Consider the following 14,583-nt stretch of genomic DNA (forward strand, 5'->3'; position numbering starts at 1 on the left):
AAAAATCTCATTTTGCCACATTCGCGCGTGCCGAAACGGTAGTGCCGAACACGGCCTTTCGAACGTTCAGGATTCTGCCATGAAGGTCCGTAACTCGCTGAAATCGCTGCGCGGTCGCCATCGCGCCAACCGCCTGGTCCGCCGCAAGGGCCGGGTCTATGTGATCAACAAGGTGCAGCGCCGCTTCAAGGCGCGCCAAGGCTGATCTGAGCGGCTGATCACGCCCCGCCGGGAGCCTTCGCGCGCCCCGCAAGATCACTGTCTCACACGAGTTTGACGCCGCCTTTGCTTTGCAAGGGCGGCTTTGCGCGTTTAGACTTCCATCATGGCAGTGAGATTCCGTTTCGCGCACACCCTGTGCCTGGCCCTCGTGCTGGGAACCGCCGGCCTTGCGCCGGCCGCCCTGGCCCAGCAGGTCGAGCCGCCCGGCAAGCAGAAGAAGCTGCCCGAGGCGCCGTCGAAGCTGCCGAAGGTCGACCGCAGCAAGAATCTCGATTTCCTGTTCGGGGCGCTGAAGGCGGCGCCCGACGAGGCCAGCGCCAAGCATGTCGAGGCGCGGATCTGGGCGATCTGGCTGCAGACCCCGAGCGACACCGCCGCGCTCCTGATGTCTCGCGCCAAGACCGCCGTCGAAGGGAAGAAGATCGACGTCGCGATCAAGCTCCTGGATTCAATCATCAAGCTCAGGCCCGATTACATCGAGGCCTGGAACCGCCGTGCGACGCTCTATTACATGCAGAACGATTATGGCCGCTCGCTCGCGGACATTCAGCAAGTGCTGATCCGGGAGCCCCGCCATTTCGGCGCGCTCGCCGGCCTCGGCATGATCATGCAGGAGGTCGGGGATGAGAGGCGCGCGCTCGAGGCCTACCGCAAGGCGCTCGCCGTCAATCCGCACCTGGAAAAGATCCCCGACCAGGTCAAGGCGCTGACCGAGAAGGTCGAAGGCCGCGACATCTAGCTATAACTCGATCATTTCTTGAGCGATCGCGGCCGGCGCGGATTAACCACGATCCGAGCCGGGGCGTTGCAAGGACTATTGCAAGGCCTGTTGCAGGCCTACCTGCATGGCAGGAGCGAAAGCCATGAAGCATTTGATGGTCGCAGCGACGTTGCTGCTCGCGTCGGGGACGGTGAGCTTCGCCGACGGACTGTTCTGGGTGGTCGGCAACCGTGCCACCGGCAAATGCGCCATCGTGACCAGCAATCCAGTCATCATTGGCGACATCTGGTTCGGCGACGGTCCCTACAAGTCCAAGGCCGATGCCAAGCTTGCGCGCTCGACGATTCGCGTCTGTCCCCCGGTCACGCCCGAGGAAGAAAAGCAGGAGGAGGGGGCGAACTAGTCTGCGCTTAATGCAGCACGCTGCTGCCGCGCTCGACCAGGCCGCGGTCGGCGGCTGCGGCGTAGGCCTTTGCCAGCTCGGTCTCGAGATGCTCGTTGATCAGGAGCAGCGCCCGCACCGCACCGCGCAGGTCGCCGTTGCAGCTCGCGACGATTTCGTCGATTGCAGTATCGTTCGATCTGAAGCTCATCGAAATTCTCCGGTTCAAACCAGGACAATCCTGCCGGTCTTTCCCGCATCCCCCTGATGTTGCGGGGAGGATCGGCGCCCACCCGCGCCTAGATGGCGGAACCGACCATGGCGATTATATGGAAGCGGCGATGACGCCCGCATGAAGCTGGTCCGAAGCTTGCGTGCGGCTTAGAATGGCTCTGATTTCATTGAGTTTTCTCGATCAGCAATTATGCACATATCCACAGCCCCAGCATTTTTGGTGGAAGCGCGCACCGCCGGCGGCGAAACTGCCGGCCGAGCAGACCCGTAACTGCCCCGTGCCCAGGATCACCCGGATTCTCTCCATGATCGTGATGTCAGTCGTGACGGCGCTGGTCCTGCTGGCGCTGCTCACGCAGGCCGGAATCGTCGCCGTGCAGCGGGCCTTTCCGCCGCAGGGGCGCATGGTCGAGGTCGAGGGCGCCGCGCTTCACGTCGTCGAGATCGGCCCGCGCGAGGCCGCCCCGCCGATCGTGATGCTGCACGGCGCGAGCTCCAACCTCGAAGCGATGCGACGGCCGCTCGGCGATCTCCTCGCCCGGGATCATCGCGTGATTCTGATCGACCGCCCCGGCCATGGCTGGAGCACGCGCGCAAGCCGGCAGGATTCGACGCCGCAGATTCAGGCGCGCATGATCGACGAGGCGCTCGGCAAGCTCGGGATCGATCGCGCGGTCTTCGTGGTGCATTCCTGGAGCGGCGCCCTCGGCGCGCGGATCGCGCTCGATCACCCGCGCCGCGTGGCAGGTCTCGTGATGCTCGCGCCCGTCACGCATCCCTGGCGCGGCGGTGTCGGGCGCTACAACGAGATCATCGCAACGCCCGTGATCGGCCCGCTGCTCGCCTACACCATCACGCTGCCGCTCGGCTATTTCATCACCGAAGCCGGGGCCCGCAACGTGTTCCTGCCGCAGATCATGCCGGATGGTTTCGTGCAGGACTCCGCGACACCGCTCTTACTGCGCCCGCGCGAGTTCATCGCCAATGCCTATGACCTGGTGACGCTGAAGGAGTCGGTCGCCGCGCAAGTCGCGCGCTATGGCGCGATTACGGCGCCTGTTACGATCATCGCCGGCGAGCCCGACAAGACGGTGAGAACCAATATCCACGCGCGTCCGTTCGCCACGGCTGTGTCGAATGCAAAGCTGATCGTGCTGCCCGATCTCGGCCACATGGTGCAGAACGCCGTGCCGGATCTCGTGAAGGCGGAGATCGAGACGATGATCGGAAACATCGCCCCGGCGCAGGCGGTCGCCGACTAAAGCATTTTTCGAGCGAAGTGGAAACCGGTTCGCGCGAAGAAACGCGTCAGAACAAGAAAGCCAGAGCTTCGATTCTGGTCCGATCAGAACCGAAGCTCTAGCGTCCGCCTCGTGCGCGCTTACTGCTTGATCTTCCCGTCCTTGTCGTATTGGGCAAGGAAGGCCCAGAGATTGTTGATCTCGGTCTCGTTCTTGATGCCGGCGAACGCCATCTTGGTGCCGGGGATCTTGGCCTTGGGATCCTTGATGTATTCCTTGAACGTGGCCTCGTCCCAGGTGATGCCGGAATTCTTGTTGGCGTCCGTGTAGCTATAGCCCTCAACCGCGCCCGACTTGCGGCCGTTGAGGCCGTTGAGCTCCGGGCCAACCTTGTTCTTGGCGCCTTCGCCGATCGCGTGGCAGGCCAGGCACTTGTTGAACGATGTCTTGCCGGCCGCGACATCCTGCGCCATCGCGGCGGGTGCGGTGGCAATGACGGTGAGGATTGTCACCGCGCCGAAAGTCAGTTTTGTCATAAGTGTGCTCTTCGTCTCTTCCCGGGTCAGATGGAGGGTCGTGGTTTTGGCAGGTCCGGTGCAAGTGGACAAGCCGCGAAACTCTGACAGGTTTCCTGCTAGCAGACTTGCCCCAGAGAGAACTTGCGCTGCAACAAAGCAATGCGACCTTCGGAGGACCTACCCAAAGTCCGCAAGACATGATTGATTTGCCGAGATAATTCCATCCGTCGGACGAAGGCTTCTTAAAATGGCCATCATGATGCCCGCAAGCGACCAGGCCGTGCTGGCGCGTCGCAGCGAAATCGTCGCCGCCTTGCGCGCAATCGTGCCGGGCGAGGGCGTGATCGACAGCCTCGCCGAGATGCGGGCCTATGAATCCGACGGGCTGACCGCCTATCGGCAGCCGCCGATGGTCGTGGTGCTGCCCGATACGACCGAGCAGGTCTCGCTCGTCCTGAAATATTGTGCCGCGCAAGGCATCAAGGTGGTTCCGCGCGGCTCCGGCACCTCGCTGTCCGGTGGTGCGCTGCCCCTCGAGGACGGCGTGCTGCTCGGCCTCGGCAAGTTCAAGCGCATCCGCGAGATCGATTTCGACAACCGCGTCGTCGTCACCGAGCCCGGCGTCACCAACCTCGCAATCAGCCAGGCGGTCGCCCGTGCCGGCTTCTATTACGCGCCCGATCCGTCCTCGCAGATTGCCTGCTCGATCGGCGGCAACGTGGCGGAAAATTCCGGCGGCGTGCACTGCTTGAAATACGGCATGACCACCAACAACGTGCTCGGCTGCGAGATCGTGCTGATGAGCGGCGAGATCCTGCGCATCGGCGGCAAGGGCTGCGAGAATCCCGGCTATGACCTGATGGGCGTCATCACCGGTTCCGAGGGCCTGCTCGGCGTCATCACGGAGATCACGGTGCGCATCCTGCAGAAGCCCGAGACGGCGCGCGCGCTGATGGTTGGCTTCGCGCAGGTCGAGGCGGCCGGCGAATGCGTGGCGCGCATCATCGGCGCCGGCATCATCCCCGGCGGCATGGAGATGATGGACAAGCCCGCGATCCACGCCGCGGAGGCCTTCGTCCATGCCGGCTACCCGCTCGATGTCGAGGCACTGCTCATCATCGAGCTCGACGGGCCCAAGATCGAGGTCGACGAGCTGATCACGCGTGTCGAGACCATCGCGAGAGGCTGCGGCTCGGTGACGCTGCAGATCTCCAATTCCGAGGCCGAGCGCAACCTGTTCTGGGCCGGCCGCAAGGCCGCATTCCCCGCGGTGGGCCGCATCTCGCCTGATTATCTCTGCATGGACGGCACCATCCCGCGCGGCGCGCTGCCGAAGGCGCTGGCGCGCATCCGCGAGCTCTCGGAAAAGTACCAGCTCGGCTGCGCCAACGTGTTCCACGCCGGCGACGGCAATCTGCATCCCCTGATCCTCTACGATGCCAACAAGCCCGGCGAGATCGAGCGCGCCGAAGCCTTCGGCGCCGATATCCTGCGCGCCTGCGTCGAGTTCGGCGGCGTGCTCACCGGCGAGCACGGCGTCGGCATCGAGAAGCGCGACCTCATGCCCGACATGTTCAGCGAGATCGACCTCAACCAGCAGCAGCGCCTGAAATGCGCCTTCGACGCGCAGGGCCTGCTCAATCCCGGAAAAGTATTTCCGACCCTGCACCGTTGCGCCGAGCTCGGCCGCATGCACGTCCACGCGGGTAAGCTGGCGTTCCCGGATTTGCCGCGGTTCTAGGCTCCACCGTGACGGGTGCAACCTCTCCCAGCATGACGGATTTGATGCTCGGGACGACAGCGGCGTGTTGGTCGCCTACTGCGCCAGCGCCAGGATGCCGCCGGCAAATGCGTGCCACGCCGCCGTTTCGCTGACCGGCCAGTTGAGCACCTTCACCGCCAGAAGCGCGAGCGTGCCCGTGATGTACACCGGATGCATGCGGCCCTCGGCGCGCCAGTCGCGCACCATGGCGACGACGAGCAGAAGGGAGGCGACCACAGCAGGCGCGATCGTCACGGGCACCGGCGGCGGGCCGGACGGTCCTGATGGTGCGAGGAAGGTCAGGAACCAGCGCGCGATCGCGGCGTCGAGGATCGAGACCGCCGCGAGCAGCATCAGGCGCTTGTGAACCTCGAGCCTGCGCGTGTTCATGATGGCGAGCGCGAACACCACGGCAAAGAATGTGATGCCGCTCAGCGGCACGATCGAGAAGGCGATGCCTGCATCGGCCTGTCCGAGCGCCGCGGCGTTCTTCATCGAGGTCACGGACGCGAAGAAGCCAGAAATGACCATCGCGGTCGCAAGCGAGACGCCGACGATGCCGAACGAGCGGTGATTGACCACGCGGCCGGAGGCCGCGAGCCAGGTCTGGAGCACGAAATAAAGCGACCAGGTGAAGAACAAGAGTCCGTGAAAATGGATCACCGGGCTTGCGGACAATGTCCGGTGAGCGAGCGGCACCCAATAGGTCGGTGCGAAGCCGAGAAAGGCAGTGGCGGCGCAGGCGAGCGCCATGTGGAGATAAAAATATCGTGCAGGCGACGCATCACGCGCGCGTACACGACGGTCGTCAATCAGGGTCGTCATCAGGGGTGAGTCTGGAGAGGCGGGGTTTGGTTCAAGCTGCGGGATGCTGTGTGTGACTCGGCGCACATTGCAGAGCGCCCAAACTCTTGTCGGGACGACAGCGGAGAGACATCATCCGCCCGCGCTCAATTCTGCGCGATCGAGCTCCTCCTCGAGCCGATGAAACGCATCGTCGCCGATCACCTCGGTGGCGCGCAGGTCGAAGATCGCCTTGCGCGCGGCCTCGATAGCGCGGCGGCGCAGGGGATCGGCGGGCAGTTCGCCGTTGCTGATGCCGCCGTTGGGATCGGTCTCGGCCTGCATCAGGATGGCGCGATATTCGAGCCGCAGGATTTCCGCCTCCTCCGACGGATCGCTCTCGATCGCATCGAGCGCGGCGCGATAGGCCACGGCGCGGCCGCGGGCGACCTCGATGCCGACGGGATCGTCGTCCTTGAGGTTGAAAGCGAGGATCAGCGGCCGCAGCGTCAGGCCCTGGATCACCAGCGATCCCAGCACCACCGCAAACGCGATGAAGACGATGAAGTCACGATAGGGAAAGTTTTCCGGCAGGGCAAAGGCGGTGGCGAGCGTGACGAGGCCGCGCATGCCGCACCAGGAGATGATGAGCCCGCCCTTGGGCGAGGCCACCTGCTGCGGATCCTTGGGATGATAGAGCCCCTGCGCGATCAGCACCCGCAGGCTCGTGCGATAGAACGTCACCCAGAACAGGCGTACCAGGATCACCGTAAGCAGGATCCAGGCGGCGGCCACGCAATATTCCCAGCGCACGTCCGCATTCAGCCGCGTCCAGATCGGCCGCATCTGCATGCCGATCAGCATGAAGGCGAGCACGTTGAGCACGAACACGGTCGTCTCCCACACCGCATAGGACGGCACCCGCAGCCGCGCCGGGATGCGCGCCGGTGCGGTGCGCGCGACCGTGATGGCGTAGACCACGATGGTGAGGATGCCGGAGAGACCGAGATGCTCGGCGGCGATCCAGACCATGAAGGTGGTGGCGAACTGCACGATGATGGCGCTCGGCGCCTCCGTCACCCGCTCCATGAACAGCGGAATGATGCGGCCTGCGGCCAGACCAGCGATGACGCTGCCGACCAGCGCCAGCGCCATGGTCGGGGCGACCTGGCTCCAGGTCAGATGCTCGGTGGCGACCGCGCCGACGGCGATGCGATAGATCAGCAGCGCGCTGGCATCGTTGAGCAGGCTTTCGCCCTCCAGCACCTTGACCATGCGGTGGGGCAGCTTGACCTGGCTCAGGATCGCAACCGCAGCGGCCGCATCCGGCGGCGCCACGATGGCGCCGAGCGCGACCGCGGCGGCCCAGGGCATGTCGGGCATCAGCCGGTGCGCGACATAGGCCACGGCGGCCGTGGTGAGGCCGACCGCGGCCACCACCAGGGTCGAGACCGGAACCCAGTTCTTGCGAAGGTCGCGCAGCGACGTGTCGAAGGCGGCATCGAGCAGGACCGGCGCGACAAAAAGGGCAAGGGCGAGGTCCGGCTCCAGCGTCCAGGACGGGCTCGACGGCACGAAGGCGATCAGCGCGCCGCCGATGGCGAGAAAGGTCGGGTAGGGCACCTTGATCCGCCGCGCCAGCGCCGATAAGCCAACCGCGCCGAGCAGCAACACAATGATCCATTCGAATGTCGACACGATGATCCCCGAAGCCGATTTCAGCGGCGCCACAAGCTAGCACCAATCCGGCCGTATGATGGATAGTGCGGCTTCAAGGCAAGAGCTTAACATCGACGACAAGGCTTCGACTGCAACGCATGCGTTTTCTCATTCAGCTGATCGGCGCCGGACTGCTCTATGCGCTATCGTTCGCCCCGGCCGATGCCGCGACCGGCGGCGAGCCGGTGGCTGTGACGCAGGTCGATGTCGCGCCCTGCCTCGCCGCGGCCGCAGCCGATGACATGGACAAGGCCGCCACTGCCTGCGCCGAAGTGATCGACAACGAGAAGACGACGAAGGCCGATCTGATCAAGGCTCTGATCGCGCGCGGTGCGCTCTATGCGCGGCACAATCAGGTGGACCATGCCATCGCCGACGACAGCCGTGCTCTTCTGCTCGATCCCGGCCTTGCCGACGTCTTCAATGCGCGCGGCGAACTCTGGCTGAAGAAGGGTGACAAGCCGAAGGCGGTGCAGGATTTCGGCGCAGCGCTCAGGATCGATCCGAACCACGAGAAGGCCAAAGCCAATCACAAGGCGATGGCGCGCGAGATCGAGCGGATCGGCGCGCAGATGGCGGTCGCCGGCAAGCCCAGCTTCAATTGCGGGCGAGCGCGTCGGGCGGTGGAACGGGCGATCTGCGGCAATCGCGAGCTCGCCGATCTCGATCGCGAGGTCTTTGCCTCCAATGCCCGTGCGATCCGGGAGGCGCGCAATGCGGCCGAGGTCAAAGCGCTCCAGCGCGAGCAGGTCGAGTTCATCGCGCGCCGCAATGCCGATTTCGGCCGGCCGGGATACGACCTGAAGAAGGCGATGCAGCAGCGCTTGCAGCGGCTGAACGGTGTGGATGGATATTGAGATTTTCGCCTCTCCCGGCAAGCGGCAGGGCAATCGCATTTGAATATTGCAGGGGTCGTCATGCCCGGGCTTGTACCGGGCATCCACGTTCTTTGTGCCGTGTGAAAAGACGTGGATGGCCGGGACGAGCCCGGCCATGACGCTGTGGAGACAGCCGGTGCCCATAGCCACATCTCATATGCGATAGTCCTGCCCAAGCAGGGCGAGGGAGAGCCGGCAGCGCTCCGTCCCTCCCAGGCCCGGTTTGAACCCATCGCTTGCCAGCTGCGACAACGGTGAGAACCGGACGTCACGGAGCCCTATGTCATGTGCGGCACTCACGCCTCCGCGCAAGCGCTTTCGCCTGCCAAAATCTCGCTTCGCGCCCTCTTTCTCGGCGCGGCCATGAGTTTCGTTCTCGCGGCTCCCGCCGCGGCGAGCACCGAGTGCGTGCTGGGAAGCAAGGCCGCCCCGGTCGAGTTGATCTCCGCGTGCAGCGCCATCATCGACCAGACCGCCAATTCGGCCGCCGAACGCAGCGCGGCCCTCGTCGTCCGCGCCGAAGCCAATGCGCAGACCCTTGGAGGCCAGTCACAGGCGCTGCGGGATCTCGACCGCGCCATCGCGCTCGACGGCAAGAACGCGAAGGCCTGGCGCGTGCGCGGCGATCTCCTGCGCGAGGCCGGCGGCGATCTCAATCGCGCCGCGGCGGATCTGACCAAGGCGATCGAGCTCGACCCGCAGGATGCCGAAGCTTACGAGCTGCGCGGCGTCGTCTACACCAATCAGCGCCGCCTCGACCGCGCACTCGCCGATTACGACCAGGCGATCAAGCTGAAGCCGGACGATGCGCAAGCCTGGTCCGACCGTGGTGTGGCCTATTATCTCGGCGGCGACAACGAGAAGGCGATCAGAAATTTCGACGAGGCGCTGCGGCTCGATCCCGACCGCGCGCGCACCTACACCAACCGCGGCGCGGCCTACAAGAAGCTCGGCCAGCTCGAAAAGGCGGTCGCCGACGACGGCGAGGCGATCAGGCTCGACCCGAAGGTGCCGGAATATTACGACAACCGCGGCCTGACCTATGCTGCGATGGGCGAGTACGACAAGGCGATTGCCGATTACGACCAGGCGATCCGGCGGGAACAGCGCGCCAACTTCCTGACCAACCGCGGCGACTCCTACCAGTTCAAAGGCGAGCTCGGGGCGGCGCTGAGCGACTACGAGGCTGCGCTGAAGCTCGATCCGAATTTCGCGAAGACCTACAACAACCGCGCGGTGCTCTACAAGAAGATGGGCGAGCGCAAGAGGGCGCTTGCCGATTATGAGACGGCGCTGAAGCTGGATCCCGGCAACGAGAATGCAGCGAACGGCCGCCGCAGCATGATTGCCGAGATCGCCAGGTTCGGCGCGGCGTCGCCGGGCCCAATGCATGCGCGCTCGGCCGACGATAGCGGTCCGTCCTTCAAGTGCGCCACCGCCAAGCGTGAGGTCGAGAAAGTGATCTGCGCCGATCCGCAGCTCGGCGTGCTCGACCGTCAGATCGCCGAGACCTATGAACGCGTGCTGAGGGCTTCCAAAGGACGTTCCGCTAGCGACCTGCGCAAGACCCAGCGCGAGTTCCTCACGACGCGCAATGCGAGCTTCCGCCGCCCCGGATACGATCTGAAGAAGATCATGCAGGACCGCTTGCAGCGGCTGAACGCGATGGAGAGCTGAGAGGCGAAGGAGCTGAAGCCTTGCGGCTGGTTCCGTAACCTCTCCCGCCTGCGGGAGAGGTCGACGCGCTCGGAGAGCGCGGCGGGTGAGGGCTCTCTCCTCTTGGGGACCTCATGGATCTTGCACGATCCCAACGCGGAGACACCCCCACCCCAACGAGGGAGCCGACTGCCGATGCCGCGCAAGCTTCACACCTCTCCGCCAAAAACCCATCCTTTTCACCTTGAACCGCGGCCCGTTCCCGGGAAAATGGGCTCCAACAAGGCCGGCAATTGATCCTGGTCATGGCGGGGCGCCTGTCCTGCCACGAGGTTCAAGCCAGGTGAATAAAGGGAACGGGAGCGCGGGAATGAATATCCAGGGCAAAAGCAGCTATCATGAAGTCCATGCGCGCTCGCTGGCCGATCCCGAGGGCTTCTGGGCCGAGGCGGCGAAGGAGATCGACTGGATCGAGCCTGCGACGAAGGTCTTCGATCCCTCGCAAGGAACCTACGGCCGCTGGTTTGCCGGCGGCGTCGTCAACACCTGCTACAACGCCCTCGACCGCCACGTCGAGCGCGGCCGCGCCGACCAGGTCGCGCTGATCCATGATTCGCCGCTGACGGGCTCGGTCACCAAGCTCACCTATGCCGAACTGCTGAACGAGGTCCGGGCGCTCGCCGCAATCATGCAGGATTTCGGCGTCGCCAAAGGCGATCGTGTCATCCTCTATATGCCGATGGTGCCGGAGGCGGTGGTCGCGATGCTCGCCTGCGCGCGGCTCGGTGCGGTGCACTCGGTGGTGTTCGGCGGCTTTGCCGCGAAGGAGCTTGCCACCCGCATCGACGATGCGCAGCCCAAGCTGATCCTGTCCGCCAGCTGCGGCATCGAGCCCGGCCGCATCGTGCAGTACAAGCCGCTGCTCGACGAGGCGATCAAGCTTGCCAGCAGCAAGCCGAAGGCCTGCATCGTGCTGCAGCGTCCGCAGCTCACCTGCGAGATGACGCCGAGCCGCGATTACGACTGGGCCAGCCTGCGGCGCAAGGCGCTGAACGACGGCAAGCGCGCGGCGTGCGTGCCTGTCGCCGCGACAGACCCGCTCTACATCCTCTATACCTCGGGCACAACAGGCGTGCCGAAGGGCGTCGTGCGCGACAATGGCGGGCATCTCGTCGCGGTGAAATGGTCGATGTTCAACCTCTACGGCGTCAAGCCGGGCGAGGTCTGGTGGTGCGGCTCCGACATCGGCTGGGTGGTCGGCCACAGCTACATCGTTTACGGCCCGCTGCTGCATGGCGCGACCACGATCATGTACGAGGGCAAGCCGGTCGGCACGCCCGACGCCGGCGCGTTCTGGCGCGTGATCTCCGAGCACAAGGCGGTGGCCTTCTTCACCGCGCCGACGGCCTTCCGCGCCATCCGCAAGGACGACCCGGAAGGGAAATTCATCCGGCAGTACGACCTCTCGCAATTCCGCACCCTGTTTCTCGCCGGCGAGCGCGCCGATCCGCCGACCGTGGAATGGGCGGAGCAGCAGCTGAAGGTACCGGTGATCGACCATTGGTGGCAGACCGAGACCGGCTGGTGCATCGCCGGCAATCCGGTCGGCCTCGGCATGCTGCCGGTGAAGCACGGCTCGCCGACGGTGCCGATGCCGGGCTATCAGGTCGATGTCGTCGACGAAGCGGCAAAGCCGGTCGGCCCCAACACCATGGGCTCGATCGTCATCAGGCTGCCGATGCCGCCGGGCTGCCTGCCGACGCTGTGGAATCAGGACGCGCGCTTCAAGGAGGCTTACCTGAACGAATTCCCCGGCTATTACAAAACCTCCGACGCCGGCTACAAGGACGAGGACGGCTATATCTTCGTGATGGGCCGCACCGACGACATCATCAACGTCGCCGGGCATCGCCTCTCCACCGGCGGCATGGAGGAGATCCTGGCCTCGCATCCCGATGTCGCCGAATGCGCCGTGCTCGGCGTCAAGGACGCGATCAAGGGCGAGGTGCCCTGCGGCTTCCTGGTGCTGAAGGCAGGCGTGAAGCGCCCGCCGGCCGAGATCGAGAAGGAGATCATCGCGCTGGTGCGCGACAAGCTCGGCCCGGTCGCGGCGTTCAAGCTCGCCATCACCGTCGGCCGCCTGCCCAAGACGCGCTCCGGAAAGATTCTGCGCGGCACCATCAAGAAGATCGCCGACGGAGAATCCTGGACCATGCCGGCGACGATCGAGGATCCCAAGGCACTCGAGGAGATCGGCGAGGCGCTGAAGGGACGGATGTGAGGCGAAGCGTCATCCCGGGGCGGGAAGGGCGTTGCTTCACCGCTCTCCACTGTCATCGCCCGCCTGTGCGGGGAACGACAGCGAGCGTGGAACGGCGTCCAGGGACTTACAATCTCCGCATTCCGCGCTAAACAGGGCCGGCCGATAGGGGACCTCGTATGCCACTTGCCGCCGCGCCACGCCTGCTGACCGCCTTAGCTCTCGCCGTCGCTCTCTCCGCCTGCTCGGCGCGCTACCAGAATCCGGTGGCGGCGGGCGGCGATGATGACGACGCCGTCTGCCAGAGCCGCGGCTATGCGCAGGGCTCGCCGGAATACGTAGCCTGCCGCAAGGACCGCGACGTCCAGCGCAACGCGGCCACCGCGCGCGCCGACCGCCGCCAGCGCGATCTCGGCGAGTACATGCTGAACAACCCCGTGCGCCCGTGATGTGAGCTGCGGCACTATGCTGCCGCGCCACCCGCTTTGCATTCGCGGTTTCCGTGACACATCTGCAACGCCGGGGCCAAATCGCGTCGCGATAGTCCTGGTTTGATCGGCATCAAATCCTTCACCATTCTCTTTCTGCTCTGACGCTGATGTCGCGCAACGACGCGTCGACATGGTTGAAGGGGATTGAAAATGGATGGAACGATAAGAAACTTGGCGCGGGTCGCGACGCTCGGCGCGATGCTCGTGGGCACTTTTGCATCAGTGCAGGCGGCAGATCTGCCGGTCTACAAGAAGGCGCCGGTGCCGGTGGAGGCGTTCAATCCGTGGATGATCCGCCTGCGGGTGCTCGGCGTATTGCCGGATGCGGGCGGGAGCACCGTCAATGTCGCGGGCGTGCCTTCGCTGTCGTCGCCGAATTCAGGCCTGTCGATCAGCGACCAGGTCGTCCCCGAGCTCGACATCAGCTATTTCTTCACCAAGAACATCGCTGCCGAATTGATCCTGGGCGTGACCAGGCATTCGATCAGCGGCACCGGCTCGCTCGCGAATCTGCCGATCGGCAAGACCACGCTGCTGCCGCCGACGCTGACGCTGCAATATCACTTCGACCAGTTCGGCGCGTTCAAGCCGTATGTCGGCGCGGGCGTGAACTACACCGTGTTCTTCAACAATTCCGCGGCCAATGCGCCTTCCGCGATCGCCGGTCCGCCCGCGATCGTCGCCACCACCACCAACCTGCACGTCAGCAACGCCTGGGGCGGCGCCGTCCAGTTCGGCTTCGACTACATGATCGACCGGCACTGGGGTCTCAATGTCGACGTCAAGAAGCTCTGGCTGCGCCCGAACTACAGCGCCATCGTCTCCGGCCTGCCGGTCACCGGCACCGCGCATATCGATCCGTGGCTTGTCGGCGCGGGTGTGACCTACAAGTTCTGACCTGAAGCCCAGCTCGGGCGTACAAACAAAACGCGGCAGGTTTTCCTGCCGCGTTTGCGTTGATGGTGGATGAACGAGAGGAATTACTCCTCCTCGTCCTCGTGCTTCTTGCCGCCGAGCGTCTTCAGCTTGGCAAACACGGCGTCGACGTTGAGGTCGTCGCTGGACTTCTCCGCGGGCTCGTACTCGTCCTTGCGGGTGGTCTCGGAGGCCGGCAGCAGGGTGGCGCCGCCATAGGCTGCGTCGATCGGCTTCTCCTTCGCCGCGCGCTGCACCTCGAAATCGAGCTCGATCTGCGAGCATAGGCCGAGCGTGACCGGGTCGATCGGGGTCAGCGCCGAGGTGTTCCAGTGGGTACGGTCGCGCACGCTCGCGATCGTGCTCTTGGTGGTGCCGACCAGGCGCATGATCTGGGCGTCCTTGAGCTCCGCATGGTTGCGCAGCAGCCAGAGGATGGCGCTCGGGCGCTCATGGCGGCGCGAGACCGGGGTATAACGCGGGCCCTTGCGCTTGGGCTGGGGCGGCAGCACCACCTTGCTCTCCTGGAGGCGGAGCCGGTAGTCCGGGTTCTTCTCGCCCTTCTCGATTTCCTCGCGGGTCAGCTGGCCATTGGAGAGGGGATCCATGCCCTTGATGCCCTGGGCGGCGTCGCCGTCGGCGATGGCGCGCACCTCGAGGGGATGCATCTTGGTGAAATCGGCGACCTGGTCGAATGTCAGCGCGGTGTTGTCGAGCAGCCAAACGGCGGTCGCCTTGGGCATCAGAGGTGCGTTGCTCATGGCAAATCTCCTTTGTGCTTCGCCCACCCCTCTGGAGGCG

15 protein-coding genes are annotated in these 14,583 nt (G+C 64.9%); 10 read left to right on the plus strand and 5 right to left on the minus strand.

The features are described from left to right. The first annotated feature begins 79 nt into the window (after positions 1–79). From ykgO to ACTEK7_RS17720, 3 genes are all read left to right on the plus strand, one after another. A complete protein-coding gene (gene ykgO, locus ACTEK7_RS17710) occupies positions 80–205 on the plus strand; it encodes a type B 50S ribosomal protein L36 (protein ID WP_006611362.1) in 126 nt (41 codons plus the stop codon). 120 nt (positions 206–325) lie between these two features. After that, positions 326–961: a tetratricopeptide repeat protein gene (locus ACTEK7_RS17715; protein WP_225146306.1), complete on the plus strand. Its 636-nt coding sequence runs from the start codon at positions 326–328 to the stop codon at positions 959–961. Between the two features lie 124 nt (positions 962–1,085). Further along, a complete protein-coding gene (locus tag ACTEK7_RS17720; protein ID WP_036021163.1) occupies positions 1,086–1,346 on the plus strand; it encodes a hypothetical protein in 261 nt (86 codons plus the stop codon). A 7-nt stretch (positions 1,347–1,353) separates the two neighbouring features. Here the strand turns inward: ACTEK7_RS17720 and ACTEK7_RS17725 are convergent, their stop codons facing one another. Beyond that, positions 1,354–1,536, minus strand: coding sequence for a hypothetical protein (locus ACTEK7_RS17725; RefSeq protein WP_028180446.1), 183 nt, complete (start codon positions 1,534–1,536; stop codon positions 1,354–1,356). Positions 1,537–1,864: 328 nt separating this feature from the next. Here ACTEK7_RS17725 and ACTEK7_RS17730 point away from each other — a divergent pair, with 328 nt between their 5' ends. Beyond that, entirely contained in the window at positions 1,865–2,821 is a 957-nt protein-coding gene (locus ACTEK7_RS17730) for an alpha/beta fold hydrolase (protein ID WP_225146307.1), read from the plus strand. Positions 2,822–2,940: 119 nt separating this feature from the next. Here ACTEK7_RS17730 and cycA read toward each other — a convergent pair whose 3' ends face one another. After that, entirely contained in the window at positions 2,941–3,336 is a 396-nt protein-coding gene (cycA, locus tag ACTEK7_RS17735; RefSeq protein WP_035997470.1) for a cytochrome c-550 CycA, read from the minus strand. A 229-nt stretch (positions 3,337–3,565) separates the two neighbouring features. On the opposite strand from cycA, the gene ACTEK7_RS17740 reads away from it, so the two are divergent. Then, entirely contained in the window at positions 3,566–5,059 is a 1,494-nt protein-coding gene (locus ACTEK7_RS17740) for an FAD-linked oxidase C-terminal domain-containing protein (RefSeq protein WP_225146308.1), read from the plus strand. Positions 5,060–5,134: 75 nt separating this feature from the next. On the opposite strand, the gene ACTEK7_RS17745 is transcribed toward ACTEK7_RS17740, so the two are convergent. Beyond that, a complete protein-coding gene (locus ACTEK7_RS17745; RefSeq protein ID WP_225146309.1) occupies positions 5,135–5,905 on the minus strand; it encodes a hypothetical protein in 771 nt (256 codons plus the stop codon). 111 nt (positions 5,906–6,016) lie between these two features. After that, positions 6,017–7,594: a cation:proton antiporter gene (locus ACTEK7_RS17750; protein ID WP_225146310.1), complete on the minus strand. Its 1,578-nt coding sequence runs from the start codon at positions 7,592–7,594 to the stop codon at positions 6,017–6,019. Positions 7,595–7,680: 86 nt separating this feature from the next. Here ACTEK7_RS17750 and ACTEK7_RS17755 point away from each other — a divergent pair, with 86 nt between their 5' ends. The 5 genes from ACTEK7_RS17755 to ACTEK7_RS17775 all read left to right on the plus strand — a co-directional run bounded on the left by ACTEK7_RS17755 (position 7,681) and on the right by ACTEK7_RS17775 (position 13,764). After that, entirely contained in the window at positions 7,681–8,439 is a 759-nt protein-coding gene (locus ACTEK7_RS17755) for a tetratricopeptide repeat protein (protein ID WP_225146311.1), read from the plus strand. Between the two features lie 306 nt (positions 8,440–8,745). Beyond that, a complete protein-coding gene (locus ACTEK7_RS17760; protein ID WP_225146312.1) occupies positions 8,746–10,137 on the plus strand; it encodes a tetratricopeptide repeat protein in 1,392 nt (463 codons plus the stop codon). 349 nt (positions 10,138–10,486) lie between these two features. Further along, positions 10,487–12,397 (plus strand): propionyl-CoA synthetase, encoded by a 1,911-nt coding sequence (locus ACTEK7_RS17765; protein WP_225146313.1) that lies wholly within the window; start codon positions 10,487–10,489, stop codon positions 12,395–12,397. 158 nt (positions 12,398–12,555) lie between these two features. Further along, on the plus strand, positions 12,556–12,825 hold the full coding sequence (locus tag ACTEK7_RS17770; protein WP_225126530.1) for a hypothetical protein: 270 nt from the start codon (positions 12,556–12,558) through the stop codon (positions 12,823–12,825). Positions 12,826–13,017: 192 nt separating this feature from the next. Continuing rightward, the gene (locus ACTEK7_RS17775; protein ID WP_225126527.1) at positions 13,018–13,764 is read left to right on the plus strand and encodes an OmpW/AlkL family protein; all 747 of its coding nucleotides are present in this window, start codon (positions 13,018–13,020) and stop codon (positions 13,762–13,764) included. A gap of 83 nt (positions 13,765–13,847) precedes the next feature. Here the strand turns inward: ACTEK7_RS17775 and ACTEK7_RS17780 are convergent, their stop codons facing one another. Further along, positions 13,848–14,543, minus strand: coding sequence for a DUF1013 domain-containing protein (locus tag ACTEK7_RS17780; protein ID WP_035997500.1), 696 nt, complete (start codon positions 14,541–14,543; stop codon positions 13,848–13,850). Between the last annotated feature and the right edge of the window lie 40 nt (positions 14,544–14,583).

Source organism: Bradyrhizobium sp. JHI2711, assembly GCF_056156565.1.